12 protein-coding genes are annotated in these 17,012 nt (G+C 68.9%); 4 read left to right on the top strand and 8 right to left on the bottom strand.

The window, feature by feature from the left end:
- The gene (locus ACOQFR_RS13135) at positions 1-2,139 is read right to left on the bottom strand and encodes an ATP-binding protein (protein WP_421382604.1); all 2,139 of its coding nucleotides are present in this window, start codon (positions 2,137-2,139) and stop codon (positions 1-3) included.
- A 64-nt stretch (positions 2,140-2,203) separates the two neighbouring features.
- Between ACOQFR_RS13135 and ACOQFR_RS13140 the strand changes: the two genes are divergently transcribed.
- Positions 2,204-2,446, top strand: a complete 243-nt coding sequence (locus tag ACOQFR_RS13140; RefSeq protein WP_421382606.1) for an acyl carrier protein — start codon at positions 2,204-2,206, stop codon at positions 2,444-2,446.
- Between the two features lie 191 nt (positions 2,447-2,637).
- Here ACOQFR_RS13140 and ACOQFR_RS13145 read toward each other — a convergent pair whose 3' ends face one another.
- The 3 genes from ACOQFR_RS13145 to prfB form a co-directional block, all read right to left on the bottom strand.
- On the bottom strand, positions 2,638-3,756 hold the full coding sequence (locus ACOQFR_RS13145) for an HD domain-containing phosphohydrolase (protein ID WP_421383302.1): 1,119 nt from the start codon (positions 3,754-3,756) through the stop codon (positions 2,638-2,640).
- Between the two features lie 226 nt (positions 3,757-3,982).
- Positions 3,983-5,497: a lysine--tRNA ligase gene (gene lysS, locus ACOQFR_RS13150; RefSeq protein ID WP_421382608.1), complete on the bottom strand. Its 1,515-nt coding sequence runs from the start codon at positions 5,495-5,497 to the stop codon at positions 3,983-3,985.
- A gap of 55 nt (positions 5,498-5,552) precedes the next feature.
- A protein-coding gene (prfB, locus tag ACOQFR_RS13155; RefSeq protein ID WP_421382610.1) for a peptide chain release factor 2 occupies positions 5,553-6,675 on the bottom strand; the annotation gives its coding sequence in 2 pieces (ribosomal slippage) (positions 5,553-6,602 and positions 6,604-6,675; 1,122 coding nt in all).
- 166 nt (positions 6,676-6,841) lie between these two features.
- Between prfB and ACOQFR_RS13160 the strand changes: the two genes are divergently transcribed.
- The 3 genes from ACOQFR_RS13160 (at position 6,842) to ACOQFR_RS13170 (ending at position 10,593) form a co-directional block, all read left to right on the top strand.
- Entirely contained in the window at positions 6,842-8,731 is a 1,890-nt protein-coding gene (locus ACOQFR_RS13160) for a GGDEF domain-containing protein (protein ID WP_421382612.1), read from the top strand.
- Positions 8,732-8,796: 65 nt separating this feature from the next.
- Positions 8,797-9,477 (top strand): murein L,D-transpeptidase catalytic domain family protein, encoded by a 681-nt coding sequence (locus ACOQFR_RS13165; RefSeq protein WP_421382614.1) that lies wholly within the window; start codon positions 8,797-8,799, stop codon positions 9,475-9,477.
- 54 nt (positions 9,478-9,531) lie between these two features.
- Positions 9,532-10,593, top strand: a complete 1,062-nt coding sequence (locus tag ACOQFR_RS13170) for a L,D-transpeptidase (RefSeq protein WP_421382616.1) — start codon at positions 9,532-9,534, stop codon at positions 10,591-10,593.
- A gap of 7 nt (positions 10,594-10,600) precedes the next feature.
- Here the strand turns inward: ACOQFR_RS13170 and recJ are convergent, their stop codons facing one another.
- Genes recJ through carB form a run of 4 tightly spaced genes read right to left on the bottom strand, consistent with a single transcriptional unit; the run spans position 10,601 to position 16,967 of the window.
- Positions 10,601-12,328: a single-stranded-DNA-specific exonuclease RecJ gene (gene recJ, locus ACOQFR_RS13175; protein WP_421382618.1), complete on the bottom strand. Its 1,728-nt coding sequence runs from the start codon at positions 12,326-12,328 to the stop codon at positions 10,601-10,603.
- Positions 12,325-13,224, bottom strand: a complete 900-nt coding sequence (locus tag ACOQFR_RS13180; protein ID WP_421383304.1) for a phosphoglycerate mutase — start codon at positions 13,222-13,224, stop codon at positions 12,325-12,327. Before ACOQFR_RS13180 ends, recJ begins: the two co-directional genes overlap by 4 nt.
- A gap of 27 nt (positions 13,225-13,251) precedes the next feature.
- A complete protein-coding gene (greA, locus tag ACOQFR_RS13185; RefSeq protein ID WP_421382620.1) occupies positions 13,252-13,728 on the bottom strand; it encodes a transcription elongation factor GreA in 477 nt (158 codons plus the stop codon).
- Entirely contained in the window at positions 13,725-16,967 is a 3,243-nt protein-coding gene (gene carB / locus ACOQFR_RS13190) for a carbamoyl-phosphate synthase large subunit (RefSeq protein ID WP_421382622.1), read from the bottom strand. Before carB ends, greA begins: the two co-directional genes overlap by 4 nt.
- Positions 16,968-17,012: the final 45 nt, after the last annotated feature.

Here is a 17,012-nt window from a genome sequence, read left to right on the forward strand (position 1 = left end):
TCAGTAGTCCCGGCCTGCGGCTTCGGACGGCGCGTACTGCCGGCGCAGCTCGCGCAGCGCGTTCACGCTCTGCGCATAGGTCTGGTTGAGCTCGGCCAGGTACTGGTTGCGCTCGTCGGCCAGCACCTGGTCGGAGATGGTCATCAGCCGGTCGGCGATGGCCGCCAGTCGTACCGCGCCGAAGCTCAGCGACAGGCCGCGCATGGTGTGCGCGTCGTGGTGCACGTCGGGCAGTCGATGCTGGCGCAGCGACGCGGCCAGCCTTGCCTGCGTGCTTTCCAGGTCTTCCAGCCCCTCGGAGATCATGCTGAACATGAACTCGGGTGTGTCCTTGATCTCGCGCAGGTTCTCGATGGCCTCCGGATCCAGGAACTCCACTGGCACCACGCGCAGGCGCGGTCCGGTCCGCGTAGCGGGCGGTGTCGACAGTGACGGGGCGGCCGCGCGCGCCACGGGGGCCTCGCCCGGAAGTGCCTCCTCGATCTCCTCGGGGAACTGGCTGGCGATGGCCTTGCGCAGGCTGTCGAAAGACAGGGGCTTGTAGATCACGCCGGCGGCCCCGGTCTCTCCCAGCCGCGCGGCGGTGCTGCGGGTCGCATCAGCCGTGATGAAATAGGTCGGCGCGGTGTTGATGCGGCCGAAGCAGTAGGTCTGGTAGACCGTCGCGCCGTCGATGTCACCCATGTTGAAGTCAAGCAGCACCAGGTCGAAGTCCTCGCGGGCCAGCAGCTGCAGGGCCTGCCCGCCGGAGGTGGCGGTGGTGACCTGGTGCTGGTCCTTGAGCAGCATCTGGCGCAGCAGCTCCAGGTTGACGCGGTTGTCGTCGGCGATCAGCACGCGCTTGCCCGTGACCACGCGCGGCGCCGCGCGCGGCATACTCTCCTCGCTGGCCTTCGCGGCATGCGGCATCTGCAGCTCGAACCAGAACAGCGTGCCCTCGCCCGGCTTGCTCTGCACCTGCAGCAGTCCGCCCATGCGCTTGACGTATTCCATCGCGATGGACGTACCCAGTCCGGTGCCGCCGAACTTTCGGTTGGCGCCCGACTCGACCTGGTAGAAGGGCTCGAAGATCCGCGACAGGTGCTCGGCGGGAATGCCGATGCCGGTGTCCTTGACGCCGAACTGGAGCCGGTAGCCAGCAGGCGTGTCCGCGACCAGGTCCACCTTGATGGTCACCGAGCCGACCGAGGTGAACTTGATGGCGTTGCCCACCAGGTTCATCAGCACGCCGAGCAGGTCCTGCGCGCTGCCCATCACCGGACGGACGATGCGCGGATCCGCGTCAAGACGCAGCTCGATGCCCTTGATCGACGCGGCCGGCGACAGCACACGCATGACGTGGCTGGTGACGTGGCTGAGTTCGAACGCGGCGGCCTCGCTGCGCGTGCCCTTGGACTCGAGTCGGGCCAGGTCCAGCATGCGCTCGATCTCGGCGTCCAGGCCGGACGCCATCTCGTGGATGGCCTGGGCGCGGTTGGCGATGGCCTCGTCGTCGGTTTCGACCTCGATCAGCTGCGCCGACGACACGATGCCGGTGAGCGGCGTGCGCAGTTCATGGCTCACCTTGGCCAGCAGCATGGATTTGGCCTTGCTCTCGTACTGGGCCAGTGCGGTGGCCGACTGCAGGCGGCGGATCAGGGACGATGCGTACAGCGGAACCATCGTCAGCACGACCAGATGCGAGATTTCGGCCAGGCCTGGCGTACGCCAGTGCGCAGACGCCAGCATCACGAAGGAAAAACCGAGGATGGACACCGCCTGGCACAGGAACATCGCCGCGTTGCCCAGCCGGAAACCGAAACCGAGCACGGTGAACACGTACATGCCCGCGAACAGGATCGCGGGATCGCCGAAGATGTAGAGCCACAGCGACAGGAACAATGGGTCGCTGACGGCCGTGATGTAGACGAGCGCCTGCGCATGGCGGTTGTCGCGCCTGGAGAAATAGCGCACCGCCAGCGTATAGGCGATGTACACGCCCATCGCGAGTTCCACGACATGTCGCTGCGTGATTTTCTCGGGGCTGACGTAGTACATTATCGCCAGCATCACCACCGCCACCGCGATGCCGAACTTCAGGCGGAAGTCGGCCTGGGCCCGCACATTGGTGGACAGCTCGTCTGGCGAAGTTGCGGTCATGGGCTAGCCTGTGTCGTGGGCAACCGAGGGCGTCATCGGAACCAACCTGGGGAACCGGACTTTCATGGACAGAAACAAGATACTGGAACTGTTGAAGCGCCTGCTCAAGGAAAAGTACGACGTCGATCCCGACAGCCTGACCGGCGCGTCGCGGCAGGATGAGATCGGCCTGGACTCGATGACCATGGTGGACCTGATGATGGACATCGAGACCGCCCTGGACATCCAGTTCCCGGACCTGAACCTGCCCAAGAATCCGTCCCTGGACGAAATCGTGGACCTGATCGCAAAAAGCTCCGGACCCTGAGTCGCCGGCGATCCCCGCGCCTGTGGGGGATATTGCAATAAGCGTGCCGACCTGCTTCATCCCGCCCGGGGCGGCCCGGGTGGGCAGCGTACCGGCCATTCCGCGGCTGCAGTTGCTCTCCCGTGTCAGTTATGGCCCGCCCGCAGGCATTTCCGGACGGGCGGTGCCGGGGCAAGCCCGGCCTGGCGGCCTCACCGCGAAAGCGGAGCCGGCGCGTGGAAGTCAAAGATCTCCTGGACCCGCTCCCGGCGCGCCATCAGCGCGTCAATCACCGCCGGATCGAACTGCTGGCCCGACTGCGACTTGAGGTAATCCAGGGCCTTGGCCATTGGCCAGGCCTCCCGGTAGGGGCGATCGGTGGTGAGCGCCTCGAGCACGTCGGTAACCGCGACGATGCGCGCAGGCAGCGGGATGCCTTCGCCCGACAGGCCGTCGGGGTAGCCACTGCCATCCCAGCGCTCGTGGTGGTGCAGCGCGATGCTGGCGCCCACCTGCACGAACTTGCTGCTGCTGCCACTGAGGATGTCGTAGCCCAGGCGCGGATGTTTCTTGATTTCCTCGAACTCGGCCGCGTCGAGCTTGCCCGGCTTGAGCAGGATCGCGTCGGACACGCCGATCTTGCCGATGCCGCGCAGCGGCGCCGCCAGTTCGATCATGCGCACCTCGTCCTCGGGCAGGCCCATCGCCTCGGCCAGCACGCCAGAGTAGCGCGAGACGCGCTCGACGTGGGCCACGCTGCCGCCGTCGCGGTACTGGGTGGCCTTGGCCAGGCGGTGCAGGATCTCGCGCTCGCGCTCGTCCAGCTCGTGCATGCGCGCCAGCAGCTGGCGCTCAAGCTCGTGGGCGCGGGTCTTGAGGTTCTGCTGCTGCTGGCGCAGGGCCAGCAGGTTGCGGCAGCGCGAGCGCAGTTCGCGCGGGCGCACCGGCTTGACCAGGAAGTCGATGACGCCGGCCTCGAGGGCGGCGTTGCGGATCGGCTCGTCGCCGACCACGGTGATCAGGATGATCGGCACGTCGCGGTGCGACAGCGGGCGACGGAAGCGGCGCGCAAACTCCAGGCCGTCGAGCTTGGGCATGCGGTAATCGAGCAGCAGCAGGTCGGGCGAGCTGCGCTGGGACCACAGCAGCGCCTCCACCGGGTCGCCGAAGTCGGTCACCTTCACTTCAGGGCTGATGTCCTCCAGCAGGTGGCGGAACATCGTCCGCTGCGAAGGCTGGTCATCGACGATCAAAACGTTCACCTGAAGCTCCCGGGTGCAAACACCGTGATTGCCGCTGTTCGCGGCTCGACCCCAGCTTACTCCGGATATTTCAACGTCGGCAAGGACTTGCTCCCGAAACCTGCACCCCACCCTGAACCCCGAAAAACATACCTGGTATGTTTTCCAGCGATTTCTCCAGACAATTCAGCGCACTCGCCTGGTGCGTAGCCCCCCTTGGCAAGGGGGGCGCGGCGACAGCCGCGGGGGATCGGAAGTAGTGAGCCCGGGGCCCGCGATCCGCGCAGCGGATCGTGGGGGAATCCTGAGTGAATACTCAGGATTCCGGCCGCATGTAGGGGAACAGCAGGACATCGCGGATGGACGCCGAGTCGGTGACCAGCATTACCAGCCGGTCGATGCCGATGCCCAAGCCGCCGGTGGGCGCCATGCCGTACTCCAGCGCGCGGATGTAGTCGGCGTCGAAGTGCATGGCCTCGTCGTCCCCGCCCTCCTTCGCCTCGACCTGGGCCAGGAAGCGCGCCTTCTGGTCTTCGGGATCGTTGAGCTCGGAGAAGCCATTGGCCAGCTCGCGGCCGCCGACGAAGAGCTCGAAGCGGTCGGTGAGCTCGGGATCGCGGTCGCTGGCACGCGCCAGCGGGCTGACCTCGACCGGATGGTCCGTGATGAAGGTCGGCTGCACCAGGGTGTGCTCGACGGTCTTCTCGAAAATCTCCAGCAGCAGCTTGCCCCAACCGTAGCTGGGCTTGAAGCGCACGCCCAGCCGTTCGCAGTGGCGCCGCATCGCGGCCAGGTCGCGCAATTCCCCGCGCGTGATCTCCGGGTTGTGCTCCAGCACCGCGTCGGTCATGGACCAGCGGCGGAACGGCGGCCCCAGGTCGATCGCCATGCCTTCCCAGGTCAGCGCCGCGGTCCCGCGCGCGCGCACGGCCACGTCGCGGATCAGGCCTTCGGTCCGGTCCATCACCTCGATGTAGGTGGCGTAAGCCTCGTACAGCTCGAGCATGGTGAACTCGGGGTTGTGCCGGGTGGACACGCCCTCGTTGCGGAAATTGCGATTGATCTCGTACACGCGCTCCAGGCCGCCCACCGTGAGCCGCTTGAGGTAGAGCTCGGGCGCCACGCGCAGGTAGAGGTCAAGGTCGAGCGCATTGTGGTGCGTGGTGAAGGGCTTGGCCGTGGCGCCGCCGGGGATGTAATGCATCATCGGCGTCTCCACTTCCAGGAAACGACGCGCGTCCAGCCACGCACGCATGGCCGACACGATGCGCGAGCGCTGCACGAACACCTCGCGCGCCTCCGGGTTCACGATCAGGTCCACGTAGCGCATGCGGTAGCGCTGCTCGACGTCCGCCAGCCCGTGCCACTTGTCGGGCAAGGGCCGCAGTGACTTGGTCATCAGGCGCAGCGCATCGGCCTTCACCGACAGCTCGCCGGTGCGGGTGCGGGTCAGGCCGCCCTGCACCGCCACGATGTCGCCCACGTCCCAGCCCTTGAAGGCGTCGTAGCTGTCGCCCAAGTCCGAGCCCTGCAGGTAGAGCTGGATGCGGCCGCTCATGTCCTGGATCTGCGCGAAGCTGGCCTTGCCCATCACCCGCTTGGCCATCAGCCGGCCCGCGACGGCCACCCGCCGGTCCAGCGCCTCCAGCGCCTCCGCCGTCCAGCGCTCCTTGTCGGCGAACTCGTCCTGCAGGTCCTGGCAGTAGTGCTCGCGCTTGAAGTCGTTGGGGAAGGCGATGCCCTGGCCGCGCAGCGCCGTGAGTTTCGCGCGGCGCTCGGCGATCAGCGAGTTCTCGTCGGCGGCGGGCGGAGGCGTGGTGGGCTGGGTCATGGCGGGATGGTTGTCAGGGAATTGGAGAAGGGAACTGGGCAGGGGGAACCGCGAACTACGCGTCTGACCGTTTGGCACCGACGGCCAGGCCCGCCTTCAGGCTGGCCTCGATGAATTCATCAAGATCGCCATTGAGCACCTTCTCGGTATCGCTGCGCTCGATGCCCGTGCGCAGGTCCTTGATGCGGCTCTGGTCGAGCACGTAGTTGCGGATCTGGCTGCCCCAGCCGATGTCGGACTTGGTGGCTTCCACCGCGTCCTTCTCGGCGTTGCGCTTCTGGATCTCCAGCTCGTAGAGCTTCGCGGCCAGCATCTTCATCGCGGTGTCGCGGTTCTGGTGCTGGCTGCGGCCGGTCTGGCAGGCGACGACGATGCCGCTGGGCACGTGCGTGATGCGCACCGCCGATTCGGTCTTGTTCACGTGCTGGCCGCCGGCGCCGGACGAACGGTACACGTCGGTGCGCAGGTCGGCCGGGTTGATGACGATGTCGATGTTGTCATCCACTTCCGGCGACACGAACAGCGAGGTGAAGCTGGTGTGGCGCCGGTTGTCGGAGTCGAACGGCGACTTGCGCACCAGCCGGTGCACGCCGGTCTCGGTCTTGAGCCAGCCGTAGGCGAAGTCGCCCTCGACCCGGAAGGTGGCGGACTTGATGCCGGCCACGTCGCCGCCGCTGACTTCCATCAGTTCGGTCTTCCAGCCGCGCGACTCGCACCAGCGCAGGTACATGCGCAGCAGGATCTCGGCCCAGTCCTGGGCCTCGGTGCCGCCGGCGCCGGCCTGGATGTCCACGAAGGCGTTGTTGGCGTCCATCTTGCCGGAGAACATGCGCCGGAACTCGAGCTGCTCGACTTCCTTGGCCGTCTTCTCGACGTCCTCGACGACGGAGGCGACGGTTTCCGCGTCATCCTCCATCTCGGCCAGGTCGATCAGCTCGTTGCCGCCGACCAGGTTGTCGGTGAGCGTGCGGATGCCGTTGACCACCTTCTCCAGCGAGGCGCGCTCGCGGCCCAGGGTCTGGGCATGCTCGGGGTTGTTCCAGACGTCGGGGCTCTCGAGCTCCCGGTTCACTTCTTCCAGACGTTCGACCTTGGTGTCGAAGTCAAAGATACCCCCGAAGCGAATCCAGCCGGCCCTTGAGGTCGGCGATGCGCTGGCGGATCGGATTGAGTTCCATGGTGTCCTGCAAAAAACGGGTTCGGGCCGCGAATGATAGCAGCCGGCCGACGCAGGGTCGCGCGCACGGCGCCGGAAGCACAACGGAACGTGACCGGCACGGCAGCTTCCGGCGCGGGCCGGGGCTACACTCGAAGCCAAGCCCGCCATGGACCCCTGCCCTGACCATGACTCGCCCTGCCCGGATCCTTCGCTACGCGGCGCCACTGGCACTGGCCGCGTCGATGTCGAGCCAGGCCGCCGTCCGCACGCCTGCACCGCCCGCGAGCGACCTGGACGCCACCGTCGCGCGCTGCTTCGAGCTGCGCACGCGCGAGCCGGCGGCAGCGGTGGCATTGGCCGAGGCCGCGCTCGCCACGCCCGACCTGCCCGTGGACCCGGAAGTGAAGCTGCTGGCCTGCCTGGCGCGAGCCGCCGCGCTGGCGGGCGACGCGGAGCGCACCGGCGAAGCCACCGCCCGCATCGACGAACGCCTGGCCCAGCATGCGATGCCGCCCGAATTCCGGCTGCGCGCCCTGAGCAATGCCGGCGCCGCGCTGCACACGGTGGGCCGAACGCCGGAGGCGCTGGATTTTTATGCCCGCGCTTTCCAGGCCGCCAGCCAGGATGAGTCGGAGGCGGCTCAGGTCACCACCCTGATCAATGTCGCCAGCATCCACAGCGAAGAGCTGGGCGCGTTCGAGCAGGCCGAAGCCTATTTCGCGCAGGCGGCGGCCATCGAATCCGGCAAGGGCCTGGCTGATCCGGCGCTGCCGTACAACCGCGGCATCAATCAGCTGCGCCTGGGCCGCGATGCGGACGCGCTGCAATCCTTCATCGCCGCCGAAACACGCGCGCTTGCGACCGGCCACGAGGTGGTGCTGCAGCGGGCGCGGGCCGAGCTGATCGCATTGCGCGCCGGCGAGGGCGAACTCGCCGCCGCGCTGGACTCGCTCGCGTCGGTGGCGGGCCGGCAGCTCGCCCGGCAGGACCCGGCAGGCGCGGCGATTTCGCTGATCCGCATGTCGGGACTGGCCCTGCAGGCCGGGGACGCCCCTGCCGCGCTCCGGCACGCGCTGGCGGCACGGGCCGCCGTGGCCGACACCGTGTTCCGCATGGAGCAACGCGACGGGCTGCGGGCCGAGATCGCGGCCCGGGTGGCCTTGGGGCAGTGGCGGCCGGCCTACGAAGCGACGCAGGCGCTGCGCACCCTGGAGACCGACCGGCTGCGGTCCCAGCAGCTTTCGGGACTGGCCGGCCTGCAGGCGAGGCTGCTGGACGCGCGCAGCGCCGAGGAACTGGCCCGCCTGCAGGACGAACGTCGGCTGGAGGCCCTGGGCCTGGCCAATGCGCGGCGCCTGCGTAATGGCGCGATCGCGGCGTTCTGCGCGCTGGCCCTGCTGGCCGGCGCATTTTTCCTCTACCAGCGGCGCGTCAACCGCAAGCTGCACCGACTGAGCAACGTGGATTCGCTGACCGGCCTGTCCAACCGCCGCGCGGCCGAGACGGCGCTGGCCGAAGTGGGCGCAGCGGTGGCCGAAGGCGACCGTCGCAGCGTGGTGTTCCTGATCGACGTGGATCGTTTCAAGGACTTCAACGACCGGCTGGGGCACGCCGCCGGCGACGCCATCCTGGCCGCCACCGCCGCCCGGCTGCGGGCTGCGTGCCGTCCCGATGACATCGTGGCGCGCTGGGGTGGCGAGGAATTCCTGGTCGGGTGTCGCGGCATTGATCGCGACCGCGCCGTCGTGATCGCCGAACGCCTGCGCGCCGCGGTGGGGGCCGGGGCTGACGAAACCTCCGGCCCGGTCTCGGTCTCGATCGGTTTCGCCAGCCTGCCCTTCTTGCCGGCGGCCACGCACCGCGCCGGGTGGCAGGACTCCGTGACCCTGGCCGACCGCGCCCTGTATGCCGCCAAGCATGGCGGCCGGAATACCTGGGTCGGGCTGTGGGGCGCCGCCGCGGGCAAGGCCACCTTGGCGGACCTGTTGGCCGATCCGGAGGCCCATGCGCGCCTGGGCCACCTGCAGGTGCTGGCGGCCCGGCAGCCCGTGGTCTGGGGCACCCCGCCGGCCTGAGGCGGACGCCTTGCCGGTGCGGGCGAAAACGAAGGGTTCAGCGGCCCCTGCCTATCATTGCCGCCATGAAATGCCTCTTTCCCCTGCTCGCGGCCCTTTCCCTGGCGCCCGCGGCTTCGGCCGTCGAGCCCGCGACCAGGCCGGCCGCCGACCTCGCGCGCTCGGCCCCCGACGCCGATCCGCACGTGATTGGCCTCGGTCTGCGGGCCATGCGCTGTGCCCAGGCGCGCGGCGTTGGGCCGAAGGCCAAACGCCTGGCCGTGATCGACTACCGCCTGCCTTCGCGCAAGCACCGCCTGTGGGTGTTCGACGTCGAGAACGGCCAGCTGCTGTTCCGCGAGCCGGTGGCCCACGGCCAGGGCTCGGGCGAAGACAAACCGACCCGCTTTTCCAACGTGCACGGCAGCCACCAGAGCAGCCTGGGCCTGTTCCTCACCGACCAGACCTACCACGGCGCCAACGGCTATTCGCTGCGCATGGAAGGGCTGGAACCGGGCTACAACGACCAGGCCATGGCGCGTGCGATCGTGATGCACGGCGCGCCTTACGTGGACCTGGGCACGGCGCAGGCGCAAGGCCGGCTCGGACGCAGCTGGGGTTGCCCGGCCCTGCGGCCGGCCGTGGCCAGGCCGCTGATCGACGAGATCAAGCAGGGCCAGTTCGTGTTTGCCTACTACCCCGACCCGGACTGGCTGCGTGACTCGCAAGTCCTGCACTGTGACAAGGCGGCCCTGGCCGCCCCCTAGCCCTGGCCCCGGGGGCCGGCGCTAGACTGGCCTCGCCCCCACGGAGCCGATGCCATGACCCTGTCGCGCCTTGCCTCGCTCGCCCTCGCCCTGAGTCTTTGCCTGGCGGTACCCGAAGCGGTCGCCGTGCCGTTCTGGGGCGCAAAAGAATCCCGCGCCGCAGGGACCGCGCCTGCCGACCTCAAGCCCGGCGAATGGCTGTGGCTGGCGCAGGCTGCACCGAGCGGTCCGGTGGTGGTGGTGGTCAGCCTTTCCGAGCAGCGTGCGTATGCCTACCGCAACGGCGTGGTGATCGGTATCAGCACCACCAGCTCGGGCAAGCAGGGTTATGAAACGCCCACCGGCGTATTCACCATCCTGCAAAAGGACAAGGACCACCACTCCAGCATCTACAACAACGCGGCCATGCCCTACACGCAGCGGCTGACCTGGGGCGGCGTGGCGCTGCACGCGGGCGGACTGCCCGGCTATCCGTCCTCGCACGGCTGCGTGCATCTGCCTTCGGAATTCGCACGGCTGCTGTTCGAGGTCTCGCCGATGGGCATGACCGTGGTGGTGGCGCAGGAGGGCAAGTCACCCGAGGACGTCGTCCATCCCGGCCTGTTCTCGCCGGTGGACGCCGCCACCGGCGCCGACGACCTGAAGCCGCGCCTGCCGGCAAGCCAGGACTACCGCTGGCAGCCCGAAGCCTCGCCCGAGGGACCGGTCACGCTGTTGCTCAGCGGCGCCGACCGGCGCCTGCTGGTGTTCCGCGGCGGCAAGGAAATCGGCCGCGCGCGCATCACGCTGCGGGATCCGGCCACGCCACTGGGCACGCAGGTGCTGGTGGTGAAGGACGGGGATTCGGGGCAGCCTGATCCGTTCGCCTCAGGGCAGACGATGCCGCTGTGGTTTTCGATCGGCGTGCCGGGCCACGAGACCGACACTACCGTGCCGCTGGATGCGCAGGCGCTGCAACGCATCGACCTGGCGCCGGAATTCGCGATGCGCGTGCGGCCGCTGCTGACTCCGGGCGTGAGCGTCCTGGTCACCGACGCGCCGGTGCTGCCGGGCGCCACCGGCGGCGCGCTGGACGTGCTGACCAGCGCCCCGCCCGAGGATCTGGCCAGCAACTGAGCCGCGCTCAGTCGGCCGGCAGCCAGTGCCGCACCAGCAGCTGCACGCCGCGACGACCGTTCCAGTCGTCGGTCTCGAGCTGGTAGGCCATCCGGATCCGCGCAGGCGGCGGTGATCCCGACCAGCCGCCGAAGTGGATTGCGGCGAGCACGGGTCCGCCGGTCGCGGGCACCACGCTCAGCTTCAGATGGCGATCGCCCAGCTGGCGCCACTGCGTCACGCTGAACTCCCCGTCGAACACGGGCTCGGGGAAACCCTGGCCCCACGGGCCGGCGAGGCGCAGCTGTTCGGCGAGCGGCCGGCCCAGCTCCGTGGCAAGCAGTTCGCCGTCGCTGTGCAGTTCGTTGTGCAGCTGCTCGGGCGTCAGCATGCGCGCCACCTGCGCGGCCAGCGCGTCGCGGAAGACGTCCAGGCGATCCGCATCCAGGCTCAGTCCCGCCGCCATCGCGTGGCCGCCAAAGCGCTCGATCAGGCCCGGATGCGCCGCGTCCACCGCCGCCAGCGCATCGCGCAGGTGCAGTCCGGCAATCGACCGACCCGAGCCTTTCAGCTGTGCACTGCCGGGTTCGGACGGCGCAAACGCGAACACGGGCCGGTACAGCCGGTCCTTGAGTTTCGACGCCACCAGGCCGACGACGCCCGGATGCCACTGCGCATCGAACAGGCACAGCGCCGGCGGCAACCCGCCATCGGGCTGCGGCAAGGCGTCCACCCAGGCTTCGGCAGTATCCACCATATGCTGCTGCACCTGCCTGCGCTCGCCGTTGATGCGGTCGAGCACGCCGGCCAGTTCACGCGCGCGCAGCGGGTCGTCGCACAGCAGGCATTCGATGCCCAGCGCCATGTCCTCGAGGCGACCGGCCGCGTTGAGCCGCGGTGCGATGCCGAAACCGATGTCGGTGGCGGTGAGCTGCGCCAGGTCGCGGCCGGCGAATTCCGCCAGGGCGCGCAGGCCGGGCTGGCACTGGCCTTGCCGGATCCGCCGCAATCCCGCCGAGACCAGCAGGCGGTTGTTGTAGTCCAGCGGTACCAGATCGGCCACGGTGCCCACGGCCACCAGGTCGAGCAGGCAGGACAGGTCCGGTTCGCCCTCGCCGAAGGCACCGGCTTCGCGCAAGCGACGGCGCAGCGCCAGCAGCAGGTAGAACACCACGCCGACGCCGGCCAGTGCCTTGCTGGGAAACCCATCGCCGTGGAGATTGGGATCCACGATCACGTTGGCGTCCGGCAGCGTGTCGCCGGGAAGATGGTGGTCGGTGACCACGACCTGCCAGCCGCGGGCGCGCGCCGCGGCGATGCCCGCATGGCAGGCGATGCCGCTGTCCACGGTGAGGAGCAGGTCCGGCGCCATCGGGACCAGGTGTTCGACCAGGGCCGGCGACAGTCCGTAGCCGTGGTTCACCCGATGCGGCACCTGGTAGCTGACGTGGCCCGCGCCCAGCAGGCGCAGGCCGCGCACCGCCACCGCGGTGCCGGTCGCACCATCGCAGTCGAAGTCGCCGACCACGACGATGTGGCGATGTCCTGCGATCGCTTCGGCCAGCAGGTCCACCGCTGCAGCGATATGCCCGAGCAGATCGGGCGACAGCAGCCTTGCCAGCTTGAGTTCACCCTGTTCGGGCGTAAGTACGCCGCGCGCGGCCAGGATGCGCTGCAGCAAGGCCGGAACCTGATCCGGCCAAGGGCCGTGCGGCGGCACCGCGCGGCGCACGATGCGCAGGGGCGCGCGGCTCACGCCAACGTTGCCATCGCTGATCGCCAGAGTCTCCAGCGCTGGCCGCTGCGCAACGACCAGCGCGCGCCATCGGCGAAATCCAGCTGCAGTTCGTCGTGGCCGAGTTCGGCCAGGCCCGGGCGCAGGCGCGCTTCAACGTCCGGCCACTGCCGCAGGCGGCGCAGGTCGAACAACTGCGCGCCCTCGCGCGGCGGATCCAGGCCGGCCAGCTTGGCCAGCGACAGCAGTTCGACATCGCCGCTGGACACCCCGCTGGCGGCGCTGCGCACGTGGTCGGGCAAGCGGCCCGCGCCCCAGAAGCACAGGCTGTTGACCGTGGGCTTGCCCGCTGCGGCGCGCGCCTGGTTCACCGGATGGTTGTGCAGGATCACCTGCGCCTCGTTGAGCAGGGCGCGCCACCGGCGGCCTTCGGGACCCTGCGGCAGGTGGGTCAGCAGGTCGTCGCCCAGCACCGCTTCGGGCGGGGAGAATTCCGGCAGCTTTGCCTCCAGCGGCAGCGCGAGGTACCAGCGTGCGGGCGTGGGCGCGGAGAGCTGGAAACCGGCGTCGCCGAACACGGGCTGCAGCGGCCGCAGCAGCGCCTGCGCTTCCTGCGGCTCAAGCCCGAGCTCGCCGATCGCCAGCACGCGGGCGCCATTGATGTCGGGACGCACGTGCGCCGGATCGGCGCGGAGCCATTGATGCAGGTGCGCGTCCCCGGCGTCGTGCTGGCGGGTGATCGCGGCCATCGGCCAGCCGCGCGGCAGCAGGCCGAAATGACGCAGCAGCTGGGCGCGTTCGCCGGTCTCGCCATCGGGAAGGCGGTCTGCGCGCGCCAGCGCCTTGCCGATGTCCGGCGCCAGCGGCTGGCCGGCGAATCGACGGCGCTCCGGCAGCAGCAGGGTCAGCGCGGGCAGCGCGGCGGCGCCGGCGGCCATGGGCGGTCAGCCCTGGTAGCGCACGGCGACGATGTCGTAGTCGCGGTCGCCGGCGGGCGCCTGGATGGTGACGGTGTCGCCCTCGTGCTTGCCGATCAGCGCGCGTGACAGCGGGGAGGAGATCGAGATCAGGCCCTGCTTGATGTCGGCCTCGAGGTCGCCGACGATCTGGTAGGTGACCGTGTCGCCACTGTCGCAATCCTCCAGCTGCACCTGCGCGCCGAACACCACGCGGGTGCCGGCGTTGAGCTTGGCCACGTCGATCAGCTGGGCGTGCGAGAGCGCGAACTCCAGCTCCTGGATGCGGCCTTCGATGAAACCCTGCTGCTCGCGGGCGGCATGGTACTCGGCGTTTTCCTTCAGGTCGCCGTGGGCGCGGGCCTCGGCGATCGCGGCGATCACGGCGGGCCGCTTCACCGACTTGAGGTTCTCGAGTTCATCGCGCAGGCGCTGGGCGCCGGTGACGGTGAGGGGTGCGATCATCCGTGGAGTTCCTTGTGCAGTTCCTGCAGCGACCAGACCCGCGGATCGTCGCGATGGTCGGTGGCGCGGATCAGGGCGCGCGCGCCCGGGATGGTGGTGGAATAGGTGACGCGGTGCTGCAGCGCCTCGCGCCGGATCGAGAACGAGTCGGCGATGGCCTGCTTGCCCTCGGTGGTGTTGACGATGTAGCAGATCTCGCCGTTCTTGATCAGGTCCACGATGTGCGGGCGGCCCTCGATCACCTTGTTGATGCGTTCGCAGGCGATGCCCTGCCCGCTCAGGAATCTCGCGGTGCCCTCGGTGGCGACGAGCGTATAGCCGCGTTCGATCAGGTCGTGTGCCACCGGCAGCAGGCGCTGCTTGTCCGGGTCGCGCACCGAGACGAAGGCCTTGCCCGGCTTGGGCGCGCGGATGTTGGCAGCCTCCTCGGCGCGGCCGAAGGCCTGGGCGAAGGTGCGGCCCACGCCCATCACCTCGCCGGTGGAGCGCATTTCCGGGCCCAGGATGGGGTCCACGTTCTGGAACTTGGCGAACGGGAAGATGGCTTCCTTCACCGAATAGTAGTCCGGCACGATTTCCCGGGTCGCACCCTGCTCGGCCAGGGTCTTGCCGGCCATGCAGCGCGCGGCGATCTTGGCCAGTGGGATGCCGATGGCCTTGGACACGAAGGGCACGGTGCGCGAGGCGCGCGGGTTCACTTCCAGCAGGAAGATGGTTTCCACGCCCTCGCCGTCGGTCTGGATGGCGAACTGGGTGTTCATCAGGCCGACCACGTTCAGCGCCTTCGCCAGCTGGGCGACCTGCACGCGCAGCTTGTCCTGGGTGGCGGCCGACAGCGTGTACGGCGGCAGCGAGCAGGACGAGTCGCCCGAATGCACGCCGGCTTCCTCGATGTGCTCCATGATGCCGCCGATCAGCACCTGACCGTCCTTGTCGGCGATCACGTCCACGTCCACTTCCACCGCGTTGTCCAGGAAGCGGTCCAGCAGCACCGGCGAATCGTTCGACACCTGCACCGCCTCGCGGATGTAGCGCGACAGGTCCGCGTCGGAGTACACCACCTCCATCGCGCGGCCGCCGAGCACGTAGCTCGGGCGCACGACCAGCGGGTAGCCGATCTGGTTGGCCAGGGCAATGGCCTGCTCGGCATTGCGGGCGGTGCGGTTGGGCGGCTGCAGCAGGCCCAGTCCTTCGACCAGCTGCTGGAAGCGCTCGCGGTCTTCGGCCAGGTCGATGCTGTCGGGGCTGGTGCCGATGATGGGCACGCCGGCCGCTTCCAGCGCCCGCGAGAGTTTGAGCGGGGTCTGGCCGCCGTACTGCACGATCACGCCGACGGGCTTCTCCAGGTCCACGATCTCCAGCACGTCCTCCAGCGTCACCGGCTCGAAATAGAGGCGGTCGGAGGTGTCGTAGTCGGTGGACACGGTTTCGGGATTGCAGTTGACCATGATGGTTTCGTAACCATCCTCGCGCAGCGCCAGCGAGGCGTGCACGCAGCAGTAGTCGAACTCGATGCCCTGGCCGATGCGGTTGGGTCCGCCGCCGAGCACGATGATCTTGTCGCGGCCGGTGGGCAGGGCCTCGCACTCGTCCTCGTAGGTCGAATACAGGTAGGCGGTGGACGTGGCGAACTCGGCGGCGCAGCTGTCCACGCGCTTGTAGACCGGACGCACGCCGAAGGCGCGGCGTAGCGCGCGCACGGCCGACTCGTCGGTGCCGGCCAGCTGGGCCAGGCGGGCATCGGAGAAGCCCATGCGCTTGAGCACGCGCAGGCGCGCCCCGTCCAGCGCCGGCAGGCCGGCCGCCGCCACTTCTTTCTCGGTGGCGATGATTTCCTCGATCTGGTCCAGGAACCAGGGGTCGATGAAGCTCAGGCCGAACACATCCTCGACGCTCAGGCCGGCGCGGAAAGCCTCGGCGACCTGGAACAGCCGCTCCGGGCCCGGCTCCTTCAGCTCGCGCCGGATGCGCAACAGCCCGTCCTCGCCCTGCTCGGCGCTGCCGGTGGGATCGAAGCCGACCTTGCCGATCTCCAGGCCGCGCAGTGCCTTCTGCAGCGATTCCTGGAAGGTGCGGCCGATCGCCATCACCTCGCCCACCGACTTCATCTGGGTGGTCAGGCGCGCATCGGCGGCCGGGAACTTCTCGAAGGCAAAGCGCGGGATCTTGGTCACCACGTAGTCGATCGCCGGCTCGAACGAGGCCGGGGTGGCGCCGCCGGTGATGTCGTTGCGCAGTTCGTCCAGGGTGTAGCCCACGGCCAGCTTGGCGGCGATCTTGGCGATCGGGAAGCCGGTGGCCTTCGAGGCCAGCGCGGAGCTGCGCGACACGCGCGGGTTCATCTCGATCACCACCACCCGGCCGTCCTGGGCGTTGATGCCGAACTGCACGTTGGAGCCGCCGGTGTCCACGCCGATCTTGCGCAGCACGGCGATGGAGGCGTCGCGCAGCCGCTGGTATTCCTTGTCGGTGAGCGTCTGCGCCGGCGCGACGGTGATGGAGTCGCCGGTGTGCACGCCCATCGGATCGAGGTTCTCGATCGAGCAGACGATGATGCAGTTGTCGGCGGTGTCGCGCACCACCTCCATCTCGAATTCCTTCCAGCCCAGCACCGACTCTTCCACCAGCACTTCGTGCGTGGGCGAGAGTTCCAGGCCGCGGGTGACGATCTCCACCAGCTCCTCGCGGTTGTAGGCGATGCCGCCGCCGCTGCCGCCCAGGGTGAAGGACGGGCGGATGATGGTCGGATAGCCCACGGTGGCCTGGATGCGGATCGCCTCGTCCAGCGAGCGCGCCACTTCCGCCTTCGGGCAGTCCAGCCCGATTTCCTTCATCGCCACGCGGAACAGCTCGCGGTCCTCGGCCATGCGGATGGCCTCGCGCGAGGCGCCGATCAGCTCGACGCCGTACTTTTCCAGCACGCCGGCGTCGGCCAGGTCCAGGGCGCAGTTGAGCGCGGTCTGGCCACCCATGGTCGGCAGCAGCGCGTCGGGCTTTTCCTTGGCGATGATGCGCTCGACCGTCGCCGGGTTGATGGGCTCGATGTAGACCGCGTCGGCCATGTCCGGGTCGGTCATGATCGTGGCCGGGTTGGAGTTGACCAGGATGACGCGGTAGCCCTCGTCGCGCAGCGCTTTGCAGGCCTGGGCGCCGGAGTAGTCGAATTCGCAGGCCTGCCCGATGACGATGGGGCCGGCGCCGATGATCAGGATGCTGCGAAGGTCGGTGCGCTTGGGCATGTGCTTACTCGAAGACGTCGTGGAATGGCGGGAAACGCAGCGGGA

Source organism: Arenimonas sp. MALMAid1274, assembly GCF_049195245.1.
In the GTDB taxonomy this organism is placed as follows: Bacteria; Pseudomonadota; Gammaproteobacteria; order Xanthomonadales; family Xanthomonadaceae; genus Arenimonas.

Excerpts from the sequence above, each read along its gene's own strand:
- ACOQFR_RS13135 (WP_421382604.1), bottom strand. The coding sequence starts at position 2,139 with ATGACCGCAACTTCGCCAGACGAGCTGTCCACCAATGTGCGGGCCCAG.
- ACOQFR_RS13140 (WP_421382606.1), top strand. The coding sequence starts at position 2,204 with ATGGACAGAAACAAGATACTGGAACTGTTGAAGCGCCTGCTCAAGGAA.
- lysS (WP_421382608.1), bottom strand. The coding sequence starts at position 5,497 with ATGACCCAGCCCACCACGCCTCCGCCCGCCGCCGACGAGAACTCGCTG.
- ACOQFR_RS13160 (WP_421382612.1), top strand. The coding sequence starts at position 6,842 with ATGACTCGCCCTGCCCGGATCCTTCGCTACGCGGCGCCACTGGCACTG.
- ACOQFR_RS13165 (WP_421382614.1), top strand. The coding sequence starts at position 8,797 with ATGAAATGCCTCTTTCCCCTGCTCGCGGCCCTTTCCCTGGCGCCCGCG.
- ACOQFR_RS13170 (WP_421382616.1), top strand. The coding sequence starts at position 9,532 with ATGACCCTGTCGCGCCTTGCCTCGCTCGCCCTCGCCCTGAGTCTTTGC.
- greA (WP_421382620.1), bottom strand. The coding sequence starts at position 13,728 with ATGATCGCACCCCTCACCGTCACCGGCGCCCAGCGCCTGCGCGATGAA.
- carB (WP_421382622.1), bottom strand. The coding sequence starts at position 16,967 with ATGCCCAAGCGCACCGACCTTCGCAGCATCCTGATCATCGGCGCCGGC.